A 23607-nucleotide genomic window follows, 5' to 3' on the forward strand; every position below is an offset into this window, starting at 1 on the left:
TACAACGCGGCGCTGGACGCCGGATTGACTGATCGCCTAATCATGGAGCTTGCCGGGATCTTTGGCTGGGATATCGATTTTGCCCTCGATATCCGCGCCGGCGACCGGTTCGTGGTTGTCTACGAAGAGCTCTACCGCGACGGCGAGAAGATTCGCAACGGCAACATCCTGGCGGCCGAGTTCATCAACCGTGGCGAGCGGTTTCGGGCCCTGCGCTACGAAACCGCCGAGGGCGAGAGCAACTACTACGCGCCGGACGGGCGCAGCATGCGCAAGGCCTTTCTACGCACCCCCACCGATTTCACGCGGGTGAGTTCGGAGTTCAATCCCGATCGCCTGCATCCGGTCCTGGGCACCCGCCGACCCCATCGCGGCACCGACTATGCCGCGCCGCCGGGTACACCGATCAAGGCCGCCGGCGATGGCAAGATCGTCCACCGCGGCACCAAGGGGGGTTACGGCAAGACCGTGGTACTCAAACACGGCGGCCGTTACACCACGCTCTACGGTCATATGAGCAACTACGCCAACGGCCATTCCGTGGGTGATCGGGTCAAGCAGGGTGAGATCATCGGCTATGTGGGCAGCACCGGGTTGTCCACCGGACCGCACCTGCATTACGAATTTCGGGTCAACGGCGTCCACCGCAACCCGCGCACCGTCGACCTGCCCGAGGCCGAACCCATTGCCGAGCGGTATCGCGCTGATTTCGAGCGCACCACCACCGCACTGATCACCCGCCTGGACACCTTGAGCGGCACCCGGCTGGCGCGGGCCGACGACTAGGGGCATGGACATCATCGGCCTGATGTCCGGCACCAGCCTGGACGGGGTGGATGCAGTCCGGGTGCGGTTTGAGGACCATGGCCGCATGCAGGCGATCGGCCGACACCATCAGGCCTATGATGCGACGCTGAGACAGGCCCTGGCCCGCGTCGACGCGACCACGCCACTGGGCGAGGTCCTGCGCCTCGACCAGGCCGTGGCCGACGCCTGTGCCAGCGCCGCCCAACCGCTGCTCCGGCCAGCCGACGACCCCAACCTGCCCGACGGGATTGCCCTGCACGGCCAGACCATCTGGCATGCCCCGGACGACGACCCGGCCACCACCTGCCAGATCGGCAACCCGGCCCGGGTGGCAGAACGCACCGGGGTGGCGGTCATCGCCGATTTTCGCCGCCGTGATATGGCCGCCGGCGGCCAGGGAGCGCCGCTCGCCCCATTGTTCCACCGCGCCCTTTTTGCCGGCGACCAACCGCGGGCGGTGGTCAACCTGGGCGGTATCGCCAACCTGACCGTGCTGGATGCCCGGGGAGGCATCCGGCAGGGCTTTGACTGCGGGCCGGCGAACACACTCATGGACCGCTGGATCGCCAGCCACCGTGGCGCCGCCTACGACCGGGACGGGGCCTGGGCGGCCAGCGGGCGCTTGCTACCGGAGCTTTACGAGCGCCTGCTGGCCGACCCCTACTTCAAGCGGCCGCCGCCCAAGAGCACCGGCCCTGAGCATTTCAACCTCGAATGGCTCGCCGGTCATCTTGGCGGCCACGAAGCCCCGGCGGATGTCCAGGCCACCCTGGCAGATGTCACCGCCGGCAGCATCGCCGATGCGATCATGGCATGGGCGGACGATGCCCGGGACGCAGTGCTTTGCGGTGGCGGGGCGTTGAATACCTACCTGATCGGCCGGATCCGTCAGCGGCTGCCGGGATGGCCGGTTCGGTCGAGCGATGCGCTGGGGGTGCCGGTCACGGATGTCGAGGCCATGGGCTTTGCCTGGCTGGGCCGCGCGGCGATGCAAGGCGAGGCGCTGGATATGCAGGCGATCACCGGTGCGACGCACCCCGTGCGTTTGGGCGCGATCTATCCTGCGTAAACCCCGACTTCAGACGCCGAACGACGATCCACATCCGCATGTGGTCGTGGCATTGGGGTTGCGGATGACAAACTGCGCCCCTTCGATGCCTTCGACGTAGTCGATCTCGGCGCCTTCGAGATAGGCCGAGCTCATGGGGTCCACCAACAGCGTCACCCCACCGTTTTCGACCACCGCGTCGCCGGGCTCTTCGTTTTCGTCGAACATAAAGCCGTACTGAAAACCGGAGCAACCGCCCCCGGTGATATAGACCCGCAGCTTGAGCGCGTCGTTGTGCTCTTCATCCAGCAGCTGACGCACCTTTTCAGCCGCGCTGTCGCTAAAGACCAGCAGGTCTTGCGCTTCGGCTACCTCGGTCATCTTCAGTCCTCCTGCCGTTGGGGCTTAGTTCATTCTCGATCCCGGCTGCGGACAACGTCAATGCGCGGTCATGGCAGGACCGCCGGAGCCAGCAACCCCTCGGTCTCGGGCCGGGCGAACATCAGGTTCATGTTTTGTACCGCCTGGCCGGCCGCGCCCTTGACCAGATTATCCTCGACCGCCAGGACCAGCGCCATGTCACTGTCCTCGGGCCGATGGACGGCGATGCGCACCATGTTACTGCCACGAACGCTGCGGGTCTCGGGATGGCTGCCCGGCGGCAGCACATCCACAAAGGGCTCGTCGGCATAGCGGGTTTCAAAAACCGCCTGCAGATCCACCGCCGGGTCGCGGAGCGGCGCATAAAGCGTGGCATGGATGCCGCGGATCATGGGCAAAAGATGCGGGACGAACACCAGCCCGACCTCGCCGCCGGCGGCCTCTTCCAGGCCCTGACGGATCTCGGGCAGATGCCGGTGGCCGCCTGCGCCGTAGGCATGGAAGTTCTCGCCGGCTTCGCACAAAAGGGTGTGCTGCCGTGGCTGACGCCCCGCACCGCTGGCCCCGGATTTCGCATCGGCGACCACATGACGGGTATCCACCAGCCCGGCCTCGAGCAACGGGATCAGCCCCAGCTGCACCGCGGTGGGATAACAGCCCGGGTTGGCCACCAGCCGCGCTGCGCGAATGGCCTCGCGGTGGCGTTCGGGCAAGCCGTAGACCGCTTCGGCGGCCACCGCCGGGCAATGATGGGTCATGCCATACCAGCGCGACCAGAGCTCGAGATCGCGAATGCGAAAATCCGCCCCCAGGTCGATCACCCGCACCCCTTGTTCCAGCAGCGCCGGGGCCATCTCCATGGCCGTGCCGTTGGGGGTGGCAAAAAAGACCACGTCACACTCACCCAGGCCGGCCTCGTCCGGCTCGACAAAGGGCTGATCGACATGACCGCGCAGATTGGGAAAGACCTCGCTGACCGCCACACCGGCTTTGCCCCGGGAGGTGATGACCGCCAGATCCACCCCCGGATGCGCGGCGAGCAGCCGCAGCAGCTCGACGCCGGTATAGCCGGTGCCGCCAACAATCCCTGCACGAATCGCCATAGGTTGCCTCTTGCCATGGATCGGTCGCCTTATGATGCCAGAGACGGCGGGCGATGGCCGTCCCCCATCGGATCATGGCTTGCTAGACTGGGTCAGTCGTCATCCCCGGAGGATCAAGCCAATGCGCAAGGAGTGGTTCGGCGCTGTCATCGCCCTGGCCGTTGTCGCCATGGTCAGCTATGTCTGGTTGGCCCCGCCGGCCCGCGAACCCGCGCCAGCCGTCACACTGCCCACCCTCGAGGGCGAGTCGGCGGCGCTCAGCGACTACCGGGGCGGGCCGGTGATGGTGGTCTTCTGGGCCACCACCTGCACCACCTGCATTGCCGAGATGCCGGATCTGGTCGCGTTGCATCAAAAACTCGCCGACCGTGGCCTGAGCATCCTGGGCGTGGCCATGGCCTACGACCCGCCGGATCAGGTCCGGGCCCTGGTCGAGCGTCGGGCGCTGCCCTACGAGATCGTGCTCGATAACGAAGGCGCCATTGCCCGGGCCTTTGACAATGTCCGGGTCACCCCCACCACCGTGCTGATCGACCCGGCCGGGCAGATCGTCTGGCAGCGCATCGGGCATCTCGATTTTGACGCGGTTGAGTCGCAGATCCGCGGCATGCTCGATGAGGCGCAGGCATCGTGATCGCGCTCTGGGTCAAGTCGTTTCATATCATCAGCGTGGTGACCTGGTTTGCCGCGCTTTTCTATCTGCCGCGGCTTTATGTCTACCACGCCATGGCCGAGGACGCGCCCAGCCGCGAGCGATTCAAGGTCATGGAGCGCAAGCTCTACCGCGGCATCATGAACCCCAGCGCGGTGGTCGCCGTCGGCCTCGGGGTGTTGTTAATCGTGCTGCAGCCGTTCTGGCTGGAACAGGGCTGGCTGCATGTCAAAATCCTGCTGGTGGCGGCGCTAGTGGGCTATCACTGGTACTGCGGGCGCTTGCTGCGCGCCTTTGCCGAGGACCGCAACACGCGCAGCCACGTCTGGTATCGGTGGTTCAACGAGCTGCCGGTGATCGTGCTGATCGCAGTGGTGTTGCTGGTGGAGTTAAAGCCCTGGGCATGATGGACTACCACCGACGGGGATGTTCCGGTAAAGTGTACCTAATTGGTCCTGTATTAATGGAAGTATGGCCATGACACGCGAGAAAAGCACAGCGGATATCCGCGACCTGCTCCAGGGGGCAGGGCTGCGGGCAACCAGACAGCGCATGGGGCTTGCCGAGCTGATCTTTGGCGCGGGAGAACGCCACCTCACCGCCGAAGAGCTCTACGCCGAGGCCATCAACGCGGGCATGCGGCTTTCACAGACCACCGTCTACAACACCCTGCATCAGTTTACCGAGGCGGGGCTGTTGCGCGAGATCCTCGCCGACCCGCGCCGCATCTACTTTGACACCAACGTCCACCCGCACCATCACTTCCTTGATGAGGATACCGGCGAGATGGAGGACATCCCGGCCGATGGCGTGGCGGTGGGTGCCCTACCGACACCGCCGTCCGGCAAGTCCATCGAAGGGGTGGATGTGATCGTGCGGGTCAGCTCCCGGGCCTGATCGCGTCCACCGCCGGTGGCTGCCCCGGCCCGGGATCGGCGGGCGGGCGCGGCGCCCCCTGCGGAAAGAGCACCGGCGCCAGTTCCTCCAGCGCCTTTTGATAGACATCGCGTTTGAACGCAACGATCTGAGATAACGGGTGCCAGTACGAGACCCAGTTCCAGGCATCAAACTCAGGATCCGCGCAGGCATCCAGCTGCACCCGGGCCTCGTCGGCGACCAGCCGCAGCAGAAACCAGACCTGCTTCTGGCCAATACAGGTGGGCCGCTGACGCCGCCGGATCAGATGAGGCGGCAGTCGGTAGCGAAGCCACCCCCGGGTGGCGCCCAGCACCGCCACGTCGGCCGGCCGCAGACCGACCTCTTCATGGAGCTCGCGATAGAGGGCCGCCTCGGGGCTTTCGTCGCGCTGAATGCCCCCTTGCGGAAACTGCCAGGCGTTCTGGCCGATACGACGCGCCCACAGCAGCTCGCCCGCATCATTGGCGAGAATGATGCCGACATTGGGGCGAAAACCCTGCGCGTCAATCACTTATGAAACCCGTGTTGCCCATTGCTTGTGCCTCATTCTTCCACATAGGACAATCCAGCGGCAATTTCATCACCCCGGACCGACCGTGCAACTGGCGATCTTTGACCTCGACAACACCCTCCTCGGCGGTGACAGCGATTACCTCTGGGGACAGCACCTGATGGACAAGGGTGCGGTGGCCCGCGAAGGCTTTGAAGCCGAAAACCAGCGCTACATGGATGCCTACGAGCGCGGCGAGCTGGATATCGATGCCTTCATGCGCTTTGCCCTGCGCCCGCTGGCCGCCACCCCCCATGACACCCTACTGGCCTGGCGGGCCGAGTTCATCGACACCCACATCCGCCCCCGGGTGCTGCCGGCCGCCCGGCGATTGGTCGAAAGCCATCGGCAGGCCGGGCACGGGCTGATGATCATCACGGCCACCAACCGCTTTGTCACCGAGCCGATCGCGGCGCTTTTCAACATCCCGGTACTGCTCGCCACCGAGCCGGAATTTGCCGATGGCGCCTTCACCGGCCGACATCAGGGCACGCCGACCTTTCGCGAGGGCAAGATCACCGCGCTGCAGGACTGGCTGGACCGCGAATCGGCCATGCTCGAGGCGGCCCATTTCTACAGCGACTCGCGCAACGATCTGCCATTGCTCGAGCATGTCGACCATCCGGTGGCCGTGGACCCCGACCCGGTGCTGGCCGCCGAGGCCGAGGCCCGCGGCTGGCCCATGCTGACCCTGCGCCAGGGCGACACCCCCCTGCCGCTTAACCGCACTTCGAAGAGGCATCCATCATGAAAGCCACACTGGCAACGCCACTGCGACTGATCACCCTGATCCTGCTGGCGGGCATGGCCACGGCGGTCAGTGCCGAGGTACGAGTCGAAGGCGCCTGGTCCCGGGCCACCGCCCCGGGCCTTGGCACCGGCGGGGCCTATTTTCATCTGATCAACACCGGCGAGCGCGGCGACCGACTGATCGGCGTGCGCAGCGACCGCGCGCCGCGGGTGGAGTTGCATCGAACCATCGAAGAAGGCGGTAACGCCCGCATGGTGCACACGCCAACGGTGCGCGTGCCGGCCAACGGCGAACTGGTGTTCGAACCCGGGGGCCGTCACGTCATGCTCATGGGCCTGGAGCGGGCTCTGACCGAGGGAGAGACCTACGAAATCATCCTCGAGCTCGAGCGCGCCGGCGATCTACCCATCACCGTGGAGGTCCGCTCGCCCACAGCCATGGGCGCCGACCATATGGGGCATGACGCCCATGGGATGACGCACTGAGCAAGCGGGCTTTTCGCCGTATCGTGGTGTCCTCGGGCGATTTTGATCCGCCGATCCCTATGTTCACGAGCCGGTCACCGACCAGCGGATCTCATGAGCCCGAGGACACCACGATACGGCAGGCCTGCGTGCTAGTGGCCGGCGTTAGTTAGTGGGTCTCAGATGACCCGCGAGAAGCGCCGTTCGCCACGGGCTTCGGCCAGATAGGCGTCGAAGGGCATGGCGACGTTGCGCAAAAAGAACCGGCCCCGCTCGGTGACCGCCAGCTCGTCCCGGCCGATCGTCACCAATCCATCATCGACCAGCGGCTGCAGCGCCATCAGGGCATCGGCAAAGTACTGCCGAAAAACGATGCCATGGCGTGCCTCGATGGCGGCAAAATCCACCCGCCCCCGGCACATCACGGCCTGGATGACATCCCGCCGCAGGCGATCATCGGCCGACAGCTCCACGCCCCGCCAGATGGGTAGACGACCAGCGGCCAGCGCCTCGGCATGGCCTTCCGGGTCGCGTTTGTTCTGCATGTAGGCATCACCGATCTGTCCGATGGACGATGCCCCGAGCCCGATCAGATCCAGATCCGGGCGAGTGGCATAACCCTGGAAGTTACGATGCAGCGTCCCGTCGCGGGCGGCCCGGGCCAGTTCATCGTCGGGCAGGGCGAAGTGGTCCATGCCGATATACTGGTAGCCATCGCGGGCGAGTCGCTCCATGGCCTCGATCAAAAGCGTGAGTTTGACATCCGCCGGCGGCAGCATGTCCTCGCGGATCTGGCGCTGGATACGGAACATCTGCGGCATATGGGCGTAGTTGTAGAGCGCGATCCGATCGGGCCGAATGGCCATGACCGCATCCAGCGTGCGGGCCAGCTTGGCCGGTGTCTGCAGCGGCAGTCCGTACATCAGATCGAGGTTTACCGAATGAAAGCCCCGGGCCCGGGCTTCGGCGACCACATCGGCGGTATCTTCAACCCCCTGGATGCGGTTGATGGCCTTTTGCACATCATCGTCAAAATCCTGCACGCCCAGACTCAGCCGATTGAAGCCGAGCTCGGCGAGGCCGGCGATCCGCGCCCGATCCACCGTGCGCGGGTCCACCTCGATGGAGAACTCGCGCCGCGACGGATCGGCCAGGGGAAAACGCTCGGCGATGGCATCGATCAACCGGGCGAGATCATCATCGCTAAAGTAGGTCGGGGTGCCGCCGCCCAGGTGCAGCTGCTCCACCGGTCGGTCGTCGTCAAACAGCGCCGCCTGCAGGTCAAGCTCGTCGATGAGTCGGTCGAGGTAACGCTCGGCCCGGCGGTAGTTGGCGGTAATCACCTTGTTACAGGCGCAGTAAAAGCAGACCGTCCGGCAGAACGGCACATGCACGTACAGCGATAACGGCCGCGGCATCGGATCGCCGTTGCTGGCCTCGACCCGTTGGCGATATCGCTGGGCGTCGAAGACCTCGGTAAACTGCGCGGCGGTGGGATACGAGGTATACCGCGGGCCGGTGACGTCGTAGCGCTGCAGCAGCTCGCGGTCGAGCATCAAATTGTCGGCCATGGCAGCCTAACCCTGTTGTGTTGCAATGGACAGACGATACCGGGTATGGGCACAGCGCCCCTTGATATGGATCAGCCACCGGGCCCGTTGGGAGCAGACAGGATTGAGTGAGCACGGCAAAAGGCCAACCACCGGGCCGGACCGGCCCGGGGCGGGGCTGCGACAGCAGCTGATACGGCGGTTCTGGCTGGCGCTGGCGCTTTTCTTTGTCGGCCTGGGCAGCGTCGGGGCGGTGCTGCCGCTGCTGCCGACCACGCCATTTCTGTTACTGGCGGCGTTCTGTGCCTCGCGCAGCTCGCCGGCGCTTCACGCCTGGCTCTACAGCCATCCGCGCTTTGGGCCGCTGCTGCGGGACTGGCGCGACCACCGCGCCATCCGGCCACGGGCCAAGGTCACCGCGCTGATCCTGGTGGCACTGAGCTGGGTGTGGATGTGGGTCAGCGTCGAACCGCTCTATGCCCGACTTTCCGCATCAGCGGTGATGGCCGGCGTGGTGGTGTTTCTCGCCACCCGCCCCCATGGCCCGGGCGGCTCAGGCGCCGGTGAGCGCCGCGACGATGAATAACCCCACCACACAGGCAAACGCGGCGGTCCACAACAGGCTGCGCAGCATCGGACGATCGGCAATGTAGGCCAATCCATAGCCGACCCGCAGGACGACAAACGCCACCGCCAGGCCATCCACCCAGCCCTGGCCGGCATCCAGCTGCTCGGCCACCAGGACCGCGGCGGCAAAGGGCGGGAAGGCCTCGAAACTGTTCATCTGCGCCCAATTGGCCCGCTGCCGCCAGCCCTCGAGGTTGGCAAGCCAGGCCCGGGGCCGGGCGTTGTCGAACTGCCCGGCCGATTTGGCCGCACCGGCAAACCCAAAGGGGATTAGCGCCGCGGCGAGGATGCACCAGTAGGCAAGGGTCATGACGAGCCTCCTTGGAGGGCGGCGGTCACCGCCCGATGGCCGATGTCGGTGCGCACGAAAGCGCCCTCCCAGTGGATCTGCCCGGCCAGGTCGTAGGCCGCCTGTTGGGCGGCGACGATATCCTCACCCAACGCACAGGCGCAGAGCACCCGACCGCCAGCGGTCACCACCTGGCCATCGGCGTTCTGGGCGGTGCCGGCATGAAAGACCTTGCGATCGGAGATCGCCGCATCGGGCAGCCCGTGGATGACCGTGCCCTTGTCATAGACCCCGGGATAGCCGGCTGCCGCCATCACCACCCCCAGGCACGGCCGCGGATCCCATGTCACCGACTGCGCCGCGAGCTGGCCCTGCAGGGCGGCTTCGAAAAGCGCCACCGGGTCGCTGGCAAGGCGCATGACAATAGGTTGGGTCTCCGGGTCGCCGAGCCGGACGTTAAACTCGAGCACCCGGGGCGCCCCGTCGGCATCGATCATCAGCCCGGCATACAGAAACCCCTGATAGCCCCGTCCCTCGGCCACCAGGCCCCGGACGGTGGGGTGGATCACCTCGTCCATCACCCGCGCGTGGACGGCGTCGTCGATCACCGGGGCCGGCGAATACGCGCCCATGCCACCGGTGTTAGGCCCCTGGTCGCCGGCGTCCCGGGCCTTGTGATCCTGCGAGGTGGCAAGCGGCAGCACCGTCTCGCCATCCACCAGGGCGATGAAACTCGCCTCCTCGCCCTCGAGGTAATCCTCGACCACGATGCGCTCACTGGCCGCGCCGAAGGCGCCCGAGAGCATCTCCTCGGCGGCGAGCAGCGCCTCGTCCAGGGTGCGCGCCACGGTGACCCCCTTGCCCGCGGCCAGACCGTCAGCCTTGACCACCAGCGGCGCACCGCGCGCCTCGATATAGGCCCGCGCCTCGTCCAGATCATCAAAGGTCTGATAGGCGGCGCTGGGGATGTGGTGACGGGCAAAGAAATCCTTGGCGAAGGCCTTGGACGACTCCAGCTCGGCGCCGGCCCGGCCAGGACCCAGGCAGGGCAGGCCGGCGGCGGCAAAGGCATCCACCACCCCGGCGGCCAGGGGCGCCTCGGGGCCGACCACGGTCATGGCCACCTCCAGGCGCTGGGCAACGGCGCGCAACCCGTCGATATCCTCGACACCCACATTGACGTTGCTCACCCCCGGCTCGAGGGCCGTGCCTGCATTGCCCGGGGCCACATGCACATGGTTGACCCGCGGCGAGCGGGCCAGCCGCCAGGCAAGCGCATGCTCGCGCCCGCCGTTGCCGATCACCAGAATATCCATCTCCCCTCCCGGTTCCGTGGACCGTTAATCAGTGGCGAAAATGCCGCATGCCGGTGAACGCCATGGCGATGCCATGCTCGTTGGCCGCGGCAATCACCTCGTCATCCCGCATGGAGCCGCCCGGCTGCACAATGGCCCGGACCCCGGCCTCGGCGGCCTGATCGACCCCGTCCCGAAACGGAAAAAAGGCATCCGAGGCAAGCACCGCCCCGGCCAGCGAGAGACCGGCATCGGTGGCTTTGCGCACGCCGATGCGGGCGCTGTCCACCCGCGACATCTGCCCCGCCCCGATCCCCAGCGTCCGACCGTCACGACCATAGACGATCGCGTTGGATTTCACATGCTTGGCCACCCGCCAGACAAAATCCAGATCCGATCGAAGCGAGTCGTCGATGGCGGCCTCGGTGACACAGCGAAGGGACGCATCGTCGCCGTAGAGTGCGGCATCCTGGGACTGTACCAACACCCCGCCGCCGATGGGCTGCAACCGCCAGCCCCCGGGCGTCGATGGGCCGTGGGGGATTTCGAGCACCCGCAGATTCTGCTTGCGGCCGGTAATGGCAAGCGCCTCGTCGGCCACCGCCGGGGCCAGGATCACCTCGACAAACTGCCGGGCGATAATGGCCTCGGCGGTGGCAGCATCCAGCGGCCGGTTGAACGCGATGATCCCGCCAAACGCCGAGGTGGGATCGGTGGCGAAGGCGGCCTGGTAGGCCGGCTCGAGGCTGTCCGCCACCGCCACCCCGCAGGGGTTGGCATGTTTGACGATGACACAGGCCGGGGCCTCGAAGGCCGCAGCACAGGCCCAGGCGGCATCGGCGTCGGCGAGGTTGTTGTAGGAAAGCGCCTTGCCCTGACATTGCCGGTAGCTGGCAAAGCTGCCGGCCGGCGCGGCCGCCTCTTGGTAGAAGGCCGCTTGCTGATGGGGGTTTTCGCCATAGCGCAGGGTATCGACCCGCTGCCAGTGGGCGTTGAGCTGGGCGGGAAAATCGGCGCGCTCACCATCGGCCGATCGGGCCGAGAGATGATTGCTGATCGCCGCGTCATAGCGGGCGACATGGTTGAACGCCGCCACCGCCAGCTCATAACGCAGTGCGACACTGAGCCCCTCACCGCCCAGGGCGTCGATCACCGCCGGGTACTGCGACGGATCGGTCACCACCCCGACACCGGCGTGGTTCTTGGCCGCCGCCCGCAACATCGCCGGGCCGCCGATGTCGATATGCTCGATCGCCGTGGCCAGACTGCAGTCCGGGTCGGCGGTCACCGCCTCGAAGGGGTAGAGGTTGACCGCCAGCAGATCGATGGGCGGGATGTCCTGCTCGGCCATAACCGCCTCGTCCTCACCGCGACGGCCCAAAAGCCCCCCGTGCACCCGGGGGTGGAGGGTCTTGACCCGGCCGGCCATGATCTCGGGAAACCCGGTGTAATCGCCCACCTCGGTGACCGGAATGCCCGCCTCGGTCAACAGCCGGGCGGTGCCCCCGGTGGAGAGGATTTCGGCGCCGGCGTCATTCAGCGCCCGGGCCAGGGTTTCGATATCGGTCTTGTCCGAGACGCTCAAAAGCGCCCGGCGCACCGGTATCGGGCGATCGACAGTCGTCATGGGGACTCCCCGGGTCATGACCCGCGCTAGTCTTCGAGATTGTAGTGCCGCAGCTTCTTGCGCAAGGTCCCGCGATTGATCCCCAGGGTCTCGGCGGCACGGGTCTGGTTGCCCTCGCAGATCTGCATGACCACCTCGAGCAAGGGCCGCTCGGCCTCTTCGATGACCATGCGGTGGAGATCGCGGCAGTGGTGGCCATCCAGCTTTTCAAAATAATCACTCAGGGTGTCACGAACGCAGGCCCGGATGGGGCCGACATCGGCACTGTGTTTGGGTGATTGGTCCGACATGGCGTTCATTCCTCGCGCGAAGCCGGGATCATAACCACAACCCCCGCTGCGTTAAAGCGCATGGGTCAAGACAACCGCCGGTGTCCACGCAGACAAATCCAACCGTCGCGCCGGGTGTCATCGACAAAATCAATGGCCGGGGTGTAGGCCCGGCGTACGGCCGCGGCCTGATCGGCAAGGACCCCGCTCATGAGCAAACGCCCGCCGGGCGTCAGTGCATCGGTCAAAACCGGCGCCAGCTGCTTGAGAATCCCGGCCAGGATATTGGCCACCACCGCGTCGGCCACCGGCAGATCATGGCCCGGCAGACCGGTCTCGATGGCCCCGGCCACCTGGTTGGCCCGGGCATTGTCCCGGGTGGCGGTCAGCGCCTGGGGATCGTTATCAATGGCAATGACCCGACGGGCGCCCAGCTTGAGGGCGGCGACGGCCAGGATGCCGGATCCGCAGCCATAGTCGATCAGCGTTTGCCCCACAGGCGGTGCCGCCGCCAGCGCCTCGAGGCAGAGCGCCGTGGTGGGATGGGTGCCGGTGCCAAAGGCCAGCCCCGGATCCAGCCGGACGGGGATGGTCGCCGACGCCGGCGGTGTCATGCCGTGGGGCACCACCCAGAGCCCATGGCCAAAATCCAGCGGCTTGAAGTCATCCAGCCAGACCCGTTCCCAATCGCGCGCTTCGATGGGTGCCCACTTGAGCTCGGTAGGCGGCAGATCGAGGGCCCGGGCGATGGCATCGGCCACCAACACCTGGTCGACGTCCGCGCCGAACAGCGCCTCGGCCCGCATGGCATCCCACAGACGGGTCTCGCCCGGGGCCGGTTCGAGCACCGCCGTCGCCCCGGCCGCCTCACAAAGGCTGACCGCCGTCGCGCCATGGGCTTCGAGCACCGCCTCGGCCCGCTCGGCATCGGCCGCCGGCAGTGGAAAGCTCAGTTGCCAGTCACTCACGGCCCGCGATGTTCGCCGGGCTGCCAGAGGACATCACCGCGGGCTTCGCGGTTGGCCTCGCGGGCGAGGACAAACAGATAATCCGAGAGCCGGTTGAGATAGCGAAGGACCGTCTCGTTGATGGGCGCGGCGGTGGCCAGCGCGGCCGAATCCCGTTCGGCCCGACGTGCCACGGTGCGGGCATGATGCAGGTGCGCCGCCGCCGGGCTGCCGGCCGGCAGGACAAACGAGCGCAGCGTCTCGAGGCCGGCGTTGATGCGATCGATCTCGGCCTCCAGCCATTCCACCTGGGGCTCGGTCACCCGCAGCGGCTCGAAGGGCGGATCCTCCTGCTCGGGGGTACAAAGATCGGCCCCCACGTCAAAAAGATCGTTCTGGATGCGCATCAACGCCGCATCCAGATCACCACCGGCATGCAGCCGGCAGATACCGAGCAGGGCGTTGAGCTCATCCACCGTGCCGTAGGCATTGACCCGCAGATCGGTTTTGGCCACACGGCTGCCGTCGCCCAGCGCCGTGTGACCGGCATCCCCGGTTCGGGTATAGATTTTGGTGAGCTTGACCACGCGGTTAACCGTTGAACCGCTTGACCGAATCCTCGATCTCGGCGACCGCCGCGTCATGCCCCTTCCAGCCGTTGACCTTCACCCACTTGCCGGGCTCGAGATCCTTGTAGTGCTCGAAGAAATGACTGATCTGCTCGAGCAGCAGCGACGGCAGGTCCGCGGGGGCCTGGACGTGATCGTAGATGGGGGTGAGTTTGCTGATCGGCACGCAAAGCAGCTTGGCATCCTCGCCGCTTTCGTCGGACATCTCCAGCACCCCCACCGGACGACAGCGGATCACCGAGCCCACCGCCAGCGGAAAGGGGGTGACCACCAGTGCATCGAGCGGATCCCCATCGCCGCAGAGGGTGTCCGGGATGTAGCCGTAGTTGGCCGGGTAGTGCATGGCCGTGCCCATGAACCGGTCCACCATCACGGCGCCCGAGTCCTTGTCCACTTCGTACTTGATCGGATCGGCGTTGGCCGGGATCTCGATGATGATGTTGATGTCTTCCGGCAGATCCTTGCCGGCGGTGATTCCCTCAAAGGCCATGCTTCGCTCTCCTCGTTGCTGGATGCAGGCTTGGTTCGTCAAAAGGCGTGATTATACGCAGCCCCCGCCCCCGGGTCAGGCACCGAATGCCGGCAGGCGTTTTTCGACCATCCGACCGGCCAGACGGGCATAGTCCGGCAGGCCGTTGCGGTAGGGCGGATAGTCTTCACCGGCAATTAGCGGGCGCAGATAGCGCAGGCAGGATTCGGTGACGAAAAGACCGCTTTCATCGATGTACTCCGCCGGCATCCTGGCCTCGACGTTGGCCACCTCGGCCAGCGGCACCCGGCCGATGTGCCAACGATAGGGACTGTCGGATTCGCGCACGATCGTGGGCATGACCGCATCCTCGCCGGCGATTGCCAGCTCCACGGCCGCCTTGCCCAGGGCATAGGCCTGTTCCACGTCGGTGGCCGAGGCGATATGCCGCGCCGCGCGTTGCAGATAATCGGCGATGGCGTAGTGGTATTTGTAGCCGAGTTGGTTTTTGACCATGGCCGCCACCGTGGGCGCCACCCCCCCCAACTGGACGTGGCCGAAGGCATCCCGCGTGCCCTGGTCGGCCAGGAACTGGCCGTCGGCGGTTTTCACCCCCTCCGAGACCACCACCACGCAGTAGCCGAACCGCTCGACACTCTCGCGGACCCGATCGAGGAAACGCTGCTCATCCAGCGGCACCTCGGGCAGCAGAATGACATGGGGCGGGTCGCCCTCGCCCTCCCGCGCCAGGGCCGAGGCCGCGGCAATCCAGCCGGCGTGTCGCCCCATGGTCTCGAGGATGAACACCTTGGTCGAGGTCTCGGCCATGGAGGCCACATCCAGCCCCGCCTCGCGGGTCGCCACGGCAATGTATTTGGCCACCGAGCCGAACCCCGGGCAGGTATCGGTGACCGGCAGGTCGTTGTCGACGGTCTTGGGCACGCCAATGCACTGGATCGGATAGCCCATGGCCTCGCCGAGCTGCGAGACCTTGTGGGCGGTGTCCTGCGAATCACCACCGCCGTTGTAGAAGAAATAACCAATGTCGTGGGCCCGGAAGACGTCGATCAGCCGCTCGTACTCGGCGCGGTTTTCCTCCAGCCCCTTGAGTTTGTAGCGCGCCGAGCCAAATGCACCCGCCGGGGTGTGGCGCAGCGCGGCGATGGTCTCGGCCGACTCGCCGGCGGTGTCGATGAGCGCCTCTTGCAACGCCCCCAATATGCCGTGGCGGCCGGCGTAGACGGTGCCAATCCGCTCGGGGTGGGCGCGGGCGGTCTCGATCACCCCGCAGGCGGTGGCGTTGATCACGGCGGTCACCCCCCCGGACTGGGCATAAAAAGCGTTTCTGGCGGTCATGAATGGCTCTCCCCTGCAATCCGGGGCCGATTCTAACAACTGACCGGTTGGCCTTGCTGCCAGAGATAATCCCGGGTTCGCGGCACGGCATGCTGATCCCGCGCGAGCTGGAAGTGAAAGACCACCAGCCCGCGGTGACGGAAGGCCATCTCGCTGGCCGCCAGATAGAACTCCCACATTCGGCAGAAGCGCTCGCCCTTCTCGCGGCAGACCGCATCGCGGACCGCCTGGAATCGGGCGAACCACGCCGCCAGGGTGTAGGCATAGTGCATGCGCAGCACTTCCAGGTCGCTGCAGAGCAGTTGCTGGCGCTCCACCGCCGAGGCCACCTCGGAGAGCGCCGGTATGTAGCCGCCGGGGAAGATGTAACGACGAATCCAGGGGTTGGTCACCCCCGGCCGGCCGGTCCGGCCGATGGTGTGGACAAGGGCGATGCCATCGGCGCTCAGGTGACGGTGGACGGCGTTGAAGTAGGTGTCGTAGTAACGCGCCCCGACATGCTCGAACATGCCGACACTGACGATACGATCAAACCGCTCGGGCACATCGCGGTAATCCTGCATGCGGATCGCCACCCGGTCGTCGAGCCCCCGGTCGGCCACCCGTTGCCGGGCCACCCGGGCCTGCTCCCGGGACAGGGTCAACCCCACCACCTGGGCACCGGCCTGTTCCGCCAGCTCGATGGCGAGCCCGCCCCAACCGCAGCCGATATCCAGCACGGTCTGTTCGGGCGCGAGGCAGAGCTTGCGGCGGATGAGCGCCCGCTTGGCGGCCTGGGCGGCCTCGAGGTCGTCCACCCCGTCGTCCCAATAGGCGCAGGAGTACTGCAGATCGCGGTCGAGAAACCGCCTGAAAAGCGACTCATCAAGATCGTAGTGATGAGCGACATTGCGCCGGCTGGCCGCCCGTCGGTTCCACTGCTGCAACAAGCGAAGCACCGGCTGCAACACCCGCTGGCCCTGCCCCGGCGCTTGTCGGGCGAAGTTGCCCATCAACACATCCAGCAGTGTGCGCAGATCCGGCGTGCTCCAGGCCCCTTCCATGTAGGTCTGGCCGAGCATGAAATCCGGGTCGGCCACAAGCCGCCGCTCGATGGCGGGGTCATGCAGTGTCACCTCGGCCACCGGCTCGCCATCGCCATAACGGCCGCGACGGCCATCGGCGGCCTTGAAATCAAGCGAGCCGTTACGAACCCCTTCTTCGAGGATTTTCTCCAGCATCCCTGACCTCCGTGGCGACGGCGGCGCGGTGAACCGTTACCATGCATGCAACCGCAACACCGCCGGCGGGTTCAACCCCGCCCGCAAGAGCGCAGAAAACCATGGCCGAGACATCCGCATCGTCACCGCAGCGCCTGCTGGGCATCGCCCTGCTCCGTGCCGGACCCGACGAGTTGCCCTGCTCGAATGCCCTGCTGGGTGGGACCATCGCCGCCACCGCGGCCATCAACTACCCGGTCATCCAGCGCTACACCCCCGAGGTGGAACCGCTGGTGCAGATCCTGCTGTTGATCGCCTACAACGCGGCGTTCCTTGCCGTTGCCCTGTGGCTGCGGGGCGTGCCAGCGCGTTTCACCCAGACCGCCACCGCGGTTTTCGGCACCGATGCGATCATCTCGGCGGTGGCCCTGCCGGTGCTGCTCAGGCTTGGCCAGCCCAATGAGACCAACGGCCTGGCCGCGGGGCTTTTCCTGGCGCTGCTTTTGTGGAATGTCGCCGTGGTCAGCCGCATCCTGCGCGCGGCATTGTCCATGACCACGGGCTTTGCCGTCGGCCTGGCGCTGGTCTATCTGTTCGGCGCCAGTGTCTTTGTTCGCGGGCTGACCGGCGCATGAGCCACGTCCATATCCTTGGCATCGGCGGGACGTTCATGGCCGGGCTGGCGCTGATCGCCCGAGAGGCCGGCTACCGGGTGACCGGTCAGGATCAGCCGCTCTACCCGCCCATGAGCGAGGTGCTTGCCCGCGCCGGGATCGACGTCGAGACCGGTTATACGCCATCGCCCAGTGCCGAGGCCGCCGACGAGGTGATCATCGGCAACGCCCTTGGCCGCGGCAACCCGGCGGTGGAGGCCATTCTGGCGATGCGCCGCGACTACACCTCGGGCCCGGCCTGGCTGGCCCACCACATCCTCCACGACCGCTGGGTGATCGCGGTGGCCGGCACCCATGGTAAGACCACCACCGCGGCAATGCTTGCCTGGATGCTGGAGTCCGCCGGCCTGGCACCGGGGTTTCTGATCGGCGGCCGGCCGGCCAACTTCGACGTCCCGGCGCGGCTTGGTCAGGCGCCGTTTTTTGTCATCGAAGCCGATGAGTACGACACCGCCTTTTTCGATAAACGCGCCAAGTTCGTCCACTTCCGCCCCCGGACTCTGGTGCTGAACAATCTTGAGTTCGATCATGCCGACATCTACCCCGATCTTGCGGCAATAGAGCGGCAATTCCATCATCTGATCCGTACCGTCCCCGGCAACGGCAGCCTGGTGGTCAACGGCGATGAGCCCGCCCTCGAGCGGGTGCTGGCCACCGGCTGCTGGACCGACCGGGTGGTGTTTGGCCGGCATCCCGACCACCCCTGGCGCCTCGACGGCACGGCCGGGGCGTGGCAGTTGGGGCAACACCCCCTGCCCCTGCCACAGCCAGGCGCCCACAACGCCATGAATGCCGCCGCGGCCACCCTGGCGGCCCGCCACGTAGGCGTTGCCATCGAAAACGCAACCGAAGCGCTGGCCGACTTTCGGGGCGTGGCGCGGCGTCTTGAACTGCGCGGCGAGGTCAACGACATCCGGGTGGTGGATGATTTTGCCCACCACCCCACCGCCATCGCCGCCACCCTCGAGGCCCTGCGGACAGCGGCACCCGATCGGCGGCTGGTGGCGGCGGTCGAGCCGCGGTCGAACACCATGCGCGAAGGCGTCCATGCCGATCGCCTGGGCGGCTCGCTGCAGAAAGCCGACCGGATCCATCTGCTGGCCGACCCGTCTCTTGACTGGGATGTCCGGGCCGCGGTGGCCGATCTTGGCTCCCGCGCCCGCGTGGCCGACGGACTGGATGCGCTGGTGGCGGGCATCATGCAGGACAGCCGACCCGGCGATACCATCGCGGTCATGAGTAACGGGGCCTTCGGTGGGATCCATGAGCGACTCATCGAGGGATTGACCCGGCAGACACAGGACAATGCCCAATGAACAACCCACCCATCACCCTGGCGATCACCGGCGCCTCGGGCGCGATTTACGGCCTGCGACTGCTGGAATGCCTCCTGGGCGCCGGTGTCCCGGTCTACCTGATGGTCTCGGAGGCCGGGCGGCTGGTGCTCAAAATGGAGCACGATCTCAGTCTGCCGGCGCGAAGCAGTGACATGGCAGCCACACTGGCCCGGCGCTTCGGCGCCCATGACGGGCAGTTGACGGTGTTTGGCGCCAAGGCCTGGTCGGCGCCGGTGGCCTCGGGCTCGGGGGCGCCCAGGCAGATGGTGATCTGCCCGTGCACCACCGGCACCCTGGGCCGGATCGCCGCCGGGACCAGTGAGGCACTGATCGAGCGGGCGGCGGATGTGGTGCTCAAAGAACGCGGCCAGCTCATCGCGGTGCCCCGCGAGACCCCCCTATCCGAAATCCACCTCGAGAACATGCTCCGGCTCACCCGCATGGGGGCGGTCATGCTGCCCGCCAACCCGGCCTTCTATCACCGGCCGACGGCGATGAACGAGCTGGTGGACTTTGTCGTCGCCCGGGTCCTCGACCGCCTGGGGCTTGATCAGTCGCTGATCCCGCCCTGGGGCCAGGACTCGCTCGCCGGCGAATAACGAGGTGGCCGGATCCCGGCGATCGAGCGCCGCTCGGCCCGCTCGGCCGCGGCGTCCAAAAGCCGCCTTACCGCCGTCCGGTCCGGGCGTTGCCGTTCGAGACGCGGGAGCAGCAAGCCACCGGTAATACGCTCTTGCTCGAGTTGCAGCAGCCACACCCGACCGCGCTCGACACGCGCCACCGGCCAGCCCCGCAACACCCAGCGCCGGGTCGGGTCGTCGCCCAGACGGATACGGACAAAGGGGGCTATCCGGCCCGCGTGCCAGCGCGGTAGCACCGGCAGACGCGCGGGTGTGGGCCGCGGACTGACCCAGCGCAGCAGGGTCTGCCAGCGCCATTCCGGCGGTTGTTGCCAGTCGGGTTGAAAACCCGCCGGTGGCGTTGCCGCCGACCACCACTGGGCGTCAAACGGCGCCTCAAGCCCCAGAATGGCCAATCGCCGCTGCGGCAGGGGGCCATCGCCGGCCAGCCAGTCGGCCGCGGTCATCACCGGCGCGCCCGGCGGTTCGGGATAATCCGCCAACGGATCCGGCCACTGAAGCTGCCGGGTGAGCCCGGCGGTGGCGAGCAGCACCACCATCGAGACGGCCACCGCCGTCATCGACCCATTGCCCGAGCCCCGAGGGCTGCGGGCTACCACCGGGAGCGCGCCCAGGGTGACGCCCAGGCCGATGCCGGCGAGGACATCCAATGGCCAATGCACCCCCAACGCCAGACGACTCACGGCAACGGCGGCGGTCAGCAGCCCGGCAATGGCCAGCAAAAGATTGCGCGAGATGGGCCGCGCGGCCGGCCACAACACCACCCAGAGCGTGACCAGCACCGCAATACCCGCGGCGTGGGCGCTCGGCAACGCCGCCCCGAACGCGGGGGTCTCGGTCAGCGAAAGCGGCCGGGCCAGACCAATCCAGCCCTTGAGGCCGTAGGCGATGGCCTGGGTGGCGGCCATCGCCAGCAGCGCCAGCAGCGCCCGCCGTTGCCCCTCGACCCACCACACCACCCCGACAAGGGCCAGCGCCGCCAGCATGACCGGCAATACACCGCCCAGCTGGGTGACCGCCCAAAAGGCATCATCAAGGCCGGACGCCGAGACCCGGATGACGGCGGCCATGCCGCGCTCCCAGTCCATGGGCGCGGGTTCGAGCAGCGCCCGGGCGCTGCTTGCCACCAGCACGGCCAGCATCAGCCACCAGAACCAGCCACGCCGGTATCGCAGCGCCCGGGTGGCGGCATGCAATGGCCGCAGCCAGGCCCACTCCACGCCCCTGGGCGGTTGTCGGCCCACCGCGCGGGCCAGGCGATGGCCGGCCAGCCGCAGTGGCCGATCGATGCGCGGCAACAGCCAGCGCAGCAGCAGGAACAGGGTGATCACCAGCACGATCCAGGCCACCAGGCGGCCCATGACCTCGAGCGCCAGGGCCAGCGAGGCCCCGAACACCACACCGGGGAGGAGATACGCCGGGGCCCAGATCACCGCCGAGCCCAGGTTGGCGAGCAGAAAACGCCCCGGCGGCATGCCCAGCATACCGACCACGGCGGGAATCACCGGACGCACCGGGCCAACAAACCGGCCAATCACCACGCTCTTGCCGCCGTGGCGGTGGAACAACGCCTCGGCCCGGTTCACCGCCCCCGGATAGCGGCGGATGACCGGCAGCAGACGGAGCTCGCCGCGAAAGCGCCGCCCCAGATAGAAACTCAGCCCATCCCCGGCAATGGCACCGGCCATGGCCCAGAGCAGAATCGGCAGCACCGGCATGTGACTGCCGCCGATAAGCGCCCCGGCGGCGAACATCAGCACCGCCCCGGGGACCAGCAGCCCCACCAGCGCCAGGGACTCGGCAAAGGCGATGACCGCCACCGCCACCCCCACCCAGTCGGGGTGAGCGGCGAGGAAGTTCAGGATGGGTTCAACAAATCCCCAGGGCCCGTTCACAGATGGGCAAAGACCCGCTCGGCGGCATCCAGGGTATGGGCTAGCGCCGCCTCGTCATGGGCGGTCGAGACAAAACCCGCCTCGAAAGCGGAAGGGGCCAGATAGACCCCGGCCTCGAGCATGCCGTGGAAAAAGCGCTTGAACCGATCGGCATCACAGCCGGCGACATCCTCAAAGCCGACGATCTCGTCCTTGTCGGTAAAGAAAAGCCCGAACATGGTGCCGGCCTGGGTGGTGGTCAGCCCAACCCCGGCGGCCTCGGCCCGAGCCTCGAGCCCGGCGAGCAGACGCCCGGTCCATGCCTCGGCCCCGGCATGCACACCGGGCCGGGTGAGGTTGCGCAACGTCGCAAGGCCGCTGGCCATTGCCAGCGGATTCCCCGACAGGGTGCCGGCCTGATAGACCGGACCGGTGGGGGCGAGGTATTCCATGACATCGGCCCGTCCACCCAGCGCCGCGGTGGGCAGGCCACCGCCGATCACCTTGCCCAGGCAGGTGAGATCCGGGGTCACGCCATAGGCGGCCTGGGCTCCGCCGGGGGCGGCACGGAAACCACTCATCACCTCGTCAAAGACCAGCAGCGCCCCGCTGTCATCGCAAAGGCTCCGCAGCCCCTCGAGGAATGCCGGCATGGCCGGCACGCAGTTCATGTTGCCGGCCACCGGCTCGACCAGCACCGCCGCAATGGTCTCGCCATACTCGGCAAAGAGCTGGCGGACCGCATCGATGTCGTTGTAGGGCGCGGTCAGGGTGGTCTCGGTGACCGATGCCGGCACCCCGGGAGAGCCGGGGATCCCGAGGGTCAACACCCCCGAACCCGCCTCGACCAACAGCGCATCGACATGGCCGTGGTAGTTGCCGCGGAATTTCAACACCCGGTCACGGCCGGTATAGCCCCGGGCCAGCCGCACAGCGCTCATGCAGGCCTCGGTGCCGGAGTTGACCATGCGAAGGCGCTCGATGCCCGGCATCAGGGATTTGACCTGGACGGCCAGCTCGGTCTCGAGCTCGGTGGGGGCACCAAAGCTGGTGCCCCGGGCGGCGGTATCGGCGATGGCCTCCACCACTTCGGGATGGGCATGGCCGATGGCGAGCGGCCCGTACGAGAGCACGTAGTCCACATAGCGCTTGCCATCCACATCCTCGATCCAGGCGCCCTCGCCGCGGCGGATGAAAACCGGTGTCCCGCCCACCGAGCGGAATGCCCGCACGGCAGAGTTCACCCCGCCCACCAGATGCTGCTGGGCCTGGGCAAAAAGATTCTCGGATCGGCTGCTCATGATGATGGCGTCCCTTGTGTTGAAAAGCCGCGATGGATCAACGCCGCCGTGGCGGACCGCGGGTCGTCGGCACCGAATACGGCATCCACCACCGCCACCGCATCGGCCCCGGCAGCGGTCACCTCGCCGATGTTATCGGCCGTGATCCCGCCAATGGCCACCACCGGCAGGGCAAAGCGTCGCCGGGCCTCGGCCAGGATATCAAGCGGCGCCAGCCCGGCCTGGGGCTTGGTGGGCGAGGGGTAGACACTGCCAAAGGCCAGATAGTCGGCACCCGCCTCGACCGCTGCCCCGGCCCGGTCGAGATCGGCGTAGCAGGAAACCCCCAGCACACGGCCGGGCCCCAGCGCCGATCGTGCCCGGGCGACACCGGCATCGTCGCGACCGACGTGCACCCCGTCGGCGTTGGCCTGCAGAGCCAGGTCGACATCGTCGTTGATGATGAACGCCGCACCATGCTGCCGACACAGGGCCGCCAGCGCGGTGGCTTCGGTCAGTCGCCGATCGGCGTCATCGCTTTTGTCGCGATACTGCAGCACCCGGGCGCCGGCCCCGAGGGTGGCGGCCGCGGCGTCGAGCAGACCGGACTGGCCGGCCCGACGCGGGGCGGTGATCGCGTAAAGCCCGGTGATGGAACCCGCGGCGGTCAAATCTCGATCATCTCGAAATCCGACTTGCCGGCGCCGCATTCCGGGCAGACGAAGTCATCCGGGATATCTTCCCAGCGCGTCCCGGGGGCGATGCCCTCCTCGGGCAGGCCATCCTCTTCTTCATAGATCCAGCCGCAGACCACACACATCCACGAGCGATATTCCATTGCCATCTCCGTTGATCAGGTCGAAGTCAGAA

At 67.0% G+C, this 23607-nt stretch carries 28 protein-coding genes (1 of these 28 cut by a window edge); 11 read left to right on the forward strand and 17 right to left on the reverse strand.

All coding sequences use genetic code 11. The annotated features are described in order from the left end of the window. Together V6X73_RS02940 and V6X73_RS02945 are read left to right on the forward strand one after the other, a co-directional pair. On the forward strand, positions 1 to 786 hold the 3' portion of the coding sequence (locus tag V6X73_RS02940) for an OapA family protein (protein ID WP_367957821.1). The gene continues 645 nt to the left of window position 1, outside the view; only the last 786 of its 1431 coding nucleotides appear in the window; the start codon falls outside the window, past its left edge; the stop codon is at positions 784 to 786. Positions 787 to 790: 4 nt separating this feature from the next. Continuing rightward, positions 791 to 1876, forward strand: coding sequence for an anhydro-N-acetylmuramic acid kinase (locus tag V6X73_RS02945; protein WP_367957820.1), 1086 nt, complete (start codon positions 791 to 793; stop codon positions 1874 to 1876). 9 nt (positions 1877 to 1885) lie between these two features. Here the strand turns inward: V6X73_RS02945 and erpA are convergent, their stop codons facing one another. Next, entirely contained in the window at positions 1886 to 2236 is a 351-nt protein-coding gene (gene erpA / locus V6X73_RS02950; RefSeq protein ID WP_367957819.1) for an iron-sulfur cluster insertion protein ErpA, read from the reverse strand. A gap of 68 nt (positions 2237 to 2304) precedes the next feature. After that, positions 2305 to 3339 carry an N-acetyl-gamma-glutamyl-phosphate reductase gene (argC, locus tag V6X73_RS02955; protein ID WP_367957818.1) on the reverse strand — a complete coding sequence of 345 codons (1035 nt, stop codon included), beginning with the start codon at positions 3337 to 3339 and terminating at the stop codon, positions 2305 to 2307. Positions 3340 to 3460: 121 nt separating this feature from the next. Between argC and V6X73_RS02960 the strand changes: the two genes are divergently transcribed. From V6X73_RS02960 to irrA, 3 genes are all read left to right on the forward strand, one after another. After that, positions 3461 to 3973 (forward strand): peroxiredoxin family protein, encoded by a 513-nt coding sequence (locus tag V6X73_RS02960; protein ID WP_367957817.1) that lies wholly within the window; start codon positions 3461 to 3463, stop codon positions 3971 to 3973. Beyond that, the gene (gene hemJ / locus V6X73_RS02965; RefSeq protein ID WP_367957816.1) at positions 3970 to 4398 is read left to right on the forward strand and encodes a protoporphyrinogen oxidase HemJ; all 429 of its coding nucleotides are present in this window, start codon (positions 3970 to 3972) and stop codon (positions 4396 to 4398) included. The genes V6X73_RS02960 and hemJ overlap by 4 nt, the downstream gene beginning before the upstream one ends. Positions 4399 to 4468: 70 nt before the next feature. Beyond that, complete coding sequence (irrA, locus tag V6X73_RS02970) at positions 4469 to 4888, forward strand: iron response transcriptional regulator IrrA (protein WP_367957815.1); 420 nt, start codon at positions 4469 to 4471, stop codon at positions 4886 to 4888. Here the strand turns inward: irrA and V6X73_RS02975 are convergent. Further along, positions 4872 to 5420, reverse strand: a complete 549-nt coding sequence (locus V6X73_RS02975) for an RNA pyrophosphohydrolase (protein WP_367957814.1) — start codon at positions 5418 to 5420, stop codon at positions 4872 to 4874. The two genes, irrA and V6X73_RS02975, sit on opposite strands and share 17 nt — an antisense overlap. Before the next feature lie 85 nt (positions 5421 to 5505). Here V6X73_RS02975 and V6X73_RS02980 point away from each other — a divergent pair, with 85 nt between their 5' ends. Then, complete coding sequence (locus V6X73_RS02980) at positions 5506 to 6210, forward strand: histidinol-phosphatase (protein WP_367957813.1); 705 nt, start codon at positions 5506 to 5508, stop codon at positions 6208 to 6210. Then, positions 6207 to 6695 carry a copper chaperone PCu(A)C gene (locus tag V6X73_RS02985; protein ID WP_367957812.1) on the forward strand — a complete coding sequence of 163 codons (489 nt, stop codon included), beginning with the start codon at positions 6207 to 6209 and terminating at the stop codon, positions 6693 to 6695. Before V6X73_RS02980 ends, V6X73_RS02985 begins: the two co-directional genes overlap by 4 nt. A 158-nt stretch (positions 6696 to 6853) precedes the next feature. Here the strand turns inward: V6X73_RS02985 and hemN are convergent, their stop codons facing one another. After that, positions 6854 to 8245 (reverse strand): oxygen-independent coproporphyrinogen III oxidase, encoded by a 1392-nt coding sequence (hemN, locus tag V6X73_RS02990; protein ID WP_367957811.1) that lies wholly within the window; start codon positions 8243 to 8245, stop codon positions 6854 to 6856. Between the two features lie 103 nt (positions 8246 to 8348). Here hemN and V6X73_RS02995 point away from each other — a divergent pair, with 103 nt between their 5' ends. Then, positions 8349 to 8810, forward strand: a complete 462-nt coding sequence (locus V6X73_RS02995) for a YbaN family protein (RefSeq protein WP_367957810.1) — start codon at positions 8349 to 8351, stop codon at positions 8808 to 8810. Here V6X73_RS02995 and V6X73_RS03000 read toward each other — a convergent pair. From V6X73_RS03000 to V6X73_RS03040, 9 genes are all read right to left on the reverse strand, one after another. After that, positions 8778 to 9161 (reverse strand): MAPEG family protein, encoded by a 384-nt coding sequence (locus V6X73_RS03000; protein WP_367957809.1) that lies wholly within the window; start codon positions 9159 to 9161, stop codon positions 8778 to 8780. The two genes, V6X73_RS02995 and V6X73_RS03000, sit on opposite strands and share 33 nt — an antisense overlap. Beyond that, positions 9158 to 10456: a phosphoribosylamine--glycine ligase gene (gene purD / locus V6X73_RS03005; protein WP_367957808.1), complete on the reverse strand. Its 1299-nt coding sequence runs from the start codon at positions 10454 to 10456 to the stop codon at positions 9158 to 9160. Before purD ends, V6X73_RS03000 begins: the two co-directional genes overlap by 4 nt. Positions 10457 to 10484: 28 nt before the next feature. After that, positions 10485 to 12062 carry a bifunctional phosphoribosylaminoimidazolecarboxamide formyltransferase/IMP cyclohydrolase gene (gene purH, locus V6X73_RS03010; RefSeq protein ID WP_367957807.1) on the reverse strand — a complete coding sequence of 526 codons (1578 nt, stop codon included), beginning with the start codon at positions 12060 to 12062 and terminating at the stop codon, positions 10485 to 10487. 26 nt (positions 12063 to 12088) lie between these two features. Next, positions 12089 to 12352 (reverse strand): helix-turn-helix domain-containing protein, encoded by a 264-nt coding sequence (locus V6X73_RS03015; RefSeq protein ID WP_367957806.1) that lies wholly within the window; start codon positions 12350 to 12352, stop codon positions 12089 to 12091. A 65-nt stretch (positions 12353 to 12417) separates the two neighbouring features. After that, entirely contained in the window at positions 12418 to 13299 is an 882-nt protein-coding gene (prmA, locus tag V6X73_RS03020; RefSeq protein ID WP_367957805.1) for a 50S ribosomal protein L11 methyltransferase, read from the reverse strand. Further along, entirely contained in the window at positions 13296 to 13865 is a 570-nt protein-coding gene (locus tag V6X73_RS03025; protein WP_367957804.1) for a cob(I)yrinic acid a,c-diamide adenosyltransferase, read from the reverse strand. Before V6X73_RS03025 ends, prmA begins: the two co-directional genes overlap by 4 nt. A 4-nt stretch (positions 13866 to 13869) precedes the next feature. Next, the gene (gene ppa, locus V6X73_RS03030) at positions 13870 to 14397 is read right to left on the reverse strand and encodes an inorganic diphosphatase (RefSeq protein WP_367957803.1); all 528 of its coding nucleotides are present in this window, start codon (positions 14395 to 14397) and stop codon (positions 13870 to 13872) included. Positions 14398 to 14472: 75 nt separating this feature from the next. Continuing rightward, positions 14473 to 15732 carry a 6-phosphofructokinase gene (locus tag V6X73_RS03035; RefSeq protein WP_367957802.1) on the reverse strand — a complete coding sequence of 420 codons (1260 nt, stop codon included), beginning with the start codon at positions 15730 to 15732 and terminating at the stop codon, positions 14473 to 14475. 32 nt (positions 15733 to 15764) lie between these two features. Beyond that, positions 15765 to 16952: a class I SAM-dependent methyltransferase gene (locus V6X73_RS03040; RefSeq protein ID WP_367957801.1), complete on the reverse strand. Its 1188-nt coding sequence runs from the start codon at positions 16950 to 16952 to the stop codon at positions 15765 to 15767. A gap of 101 nt (positions 16953 to 17053) precedes the next feature. Here V6X73_RS03040 and V6X73_RS03045 point away from each other — a divergent pair, with 101 nt between their 5' ends. From V6X73_RS03045 to V6X73_RS03055, 3 genes are read left to right on the forward strand one after another with little or no spacing between them, the layout of a single operon-like run. Beyond that, on the forward strand, positions 17054 to 17566 hold the full coding sequence (locus tag V6X73_RS03045; RefSeq protein WP_367957800.1) for a hypothetical protein: 513 nt from the start codon (positions 17054 to 17056) through the stop codon (positions 17564 to 17566). After that, the gene (gene mpl, locus V6X73_RS03050; RefSeq protein ID WP_367957799.1) at positions 17563 to 18921 is read left to right on the forward strand and encodes a UDP-N-acetylmuramate:L-alanyl-gamma-D-glutamyl-meso-diaminopimelate ligase; all 1359 of its coding nucleotides are present in this window, start codon (positions 17563 to 17565) and stop codon (positions 18919 to 18921) included. The genes V6X73_RS03045 and mpl overlap by 4 nt, the downstream gene beginning before the upstream one ends. Beyond that, positions 18918 to 19541 carry a flavin prenyltransferase UbiX gene (locus tag V6X73_RS03055; protein WP_367957798.1) on the forward strand — a complete coding sequence of 208 codons (624 nt, stop codon included), beginning with the start codon at positions 18918 to 18920 and terminating at the stop codon, positions 19539 to 19541. The genes mpl and V6X73_RS03055 overlap by 4 nt, the downstream gene beginning before the upstream one ends. Here V6X73_RS03055 and V6X73_RS03060 read toward each other — a convergent pair. From V6X73_RS03060 to V6X73_RS03075, 4 genes are read right to left on the reverse strand one after another with little or no spacing between them, the layout of a single operon-like run. Next, positions 19493 to 21478: a VTT domain-containing protein gene (locus V6X73_RS03060; protein ID WP_367957797.1), complete on the reverse strand. Its 1986-nt coding sequence runs from the start codon at positions 21476 to 21478 to the stop codon at positions 19493 to 19495. The genes V6X73_RS03055 and V6X73_RS03060 overlap by 49 nt on opposite strands. Further along, positions 21475 to 22761 carry a glutamate-1-semialdehyde 2,1-aminomutase gene (gene hemL / locus V6X73_RS03065; RefSeq protein WP_407826431.1) on the reverse strand — a complete coding sequence of 429 codons (1287 nt, stop codon included), beginning with the start codon at positions 22759 to 22761 and terminating at the stop codon, positions 21475 to 21477. Before hemL ends, V6X73_RS03060 begins: the two co-directional genes overlap by 4 nt. Next, on the reverse strand, positions 22755 to 23408 hold the full coding sequence (gene thiE / locus V6X73_RS03070) for a thiamine phosphate synthase (protein ID WP_367957795.1): 654 nt from the start codon (positions 23406 to 23408) through the stop codon (positions 22755 to 22757). Before thiE ends, hemL begins: the two co-directional genes overlap by 7 nt. Continuing rightward, complete coding sequence (locus V6X73_RS03075; RefSeq protein ID WP_016353964.1) at positions 23405 to 23575, reverse strand: rubredoxin; 171 nt, start codon at positions 23573 to 23575, stop codon at positions 23405 to 23407. The genes thiE and V6X73_RS03075 overlap by 4 nt, the downstream gene beginning before the upstream one ends. Positions 23576 to 23607 lie beyond the last annotated feature (32 nt).

It is taken from the genome of Spiribacter pallidus (genome assembly GCF_040838495.1).
In the GTDB taxonomy this organism is placed as follows: Bacteria; Pseudomonadota; Gammaproteobacteria; order Nitrococcales; family Nitrococcaceae; genus Spiribacter; species Spiribacter pallidus.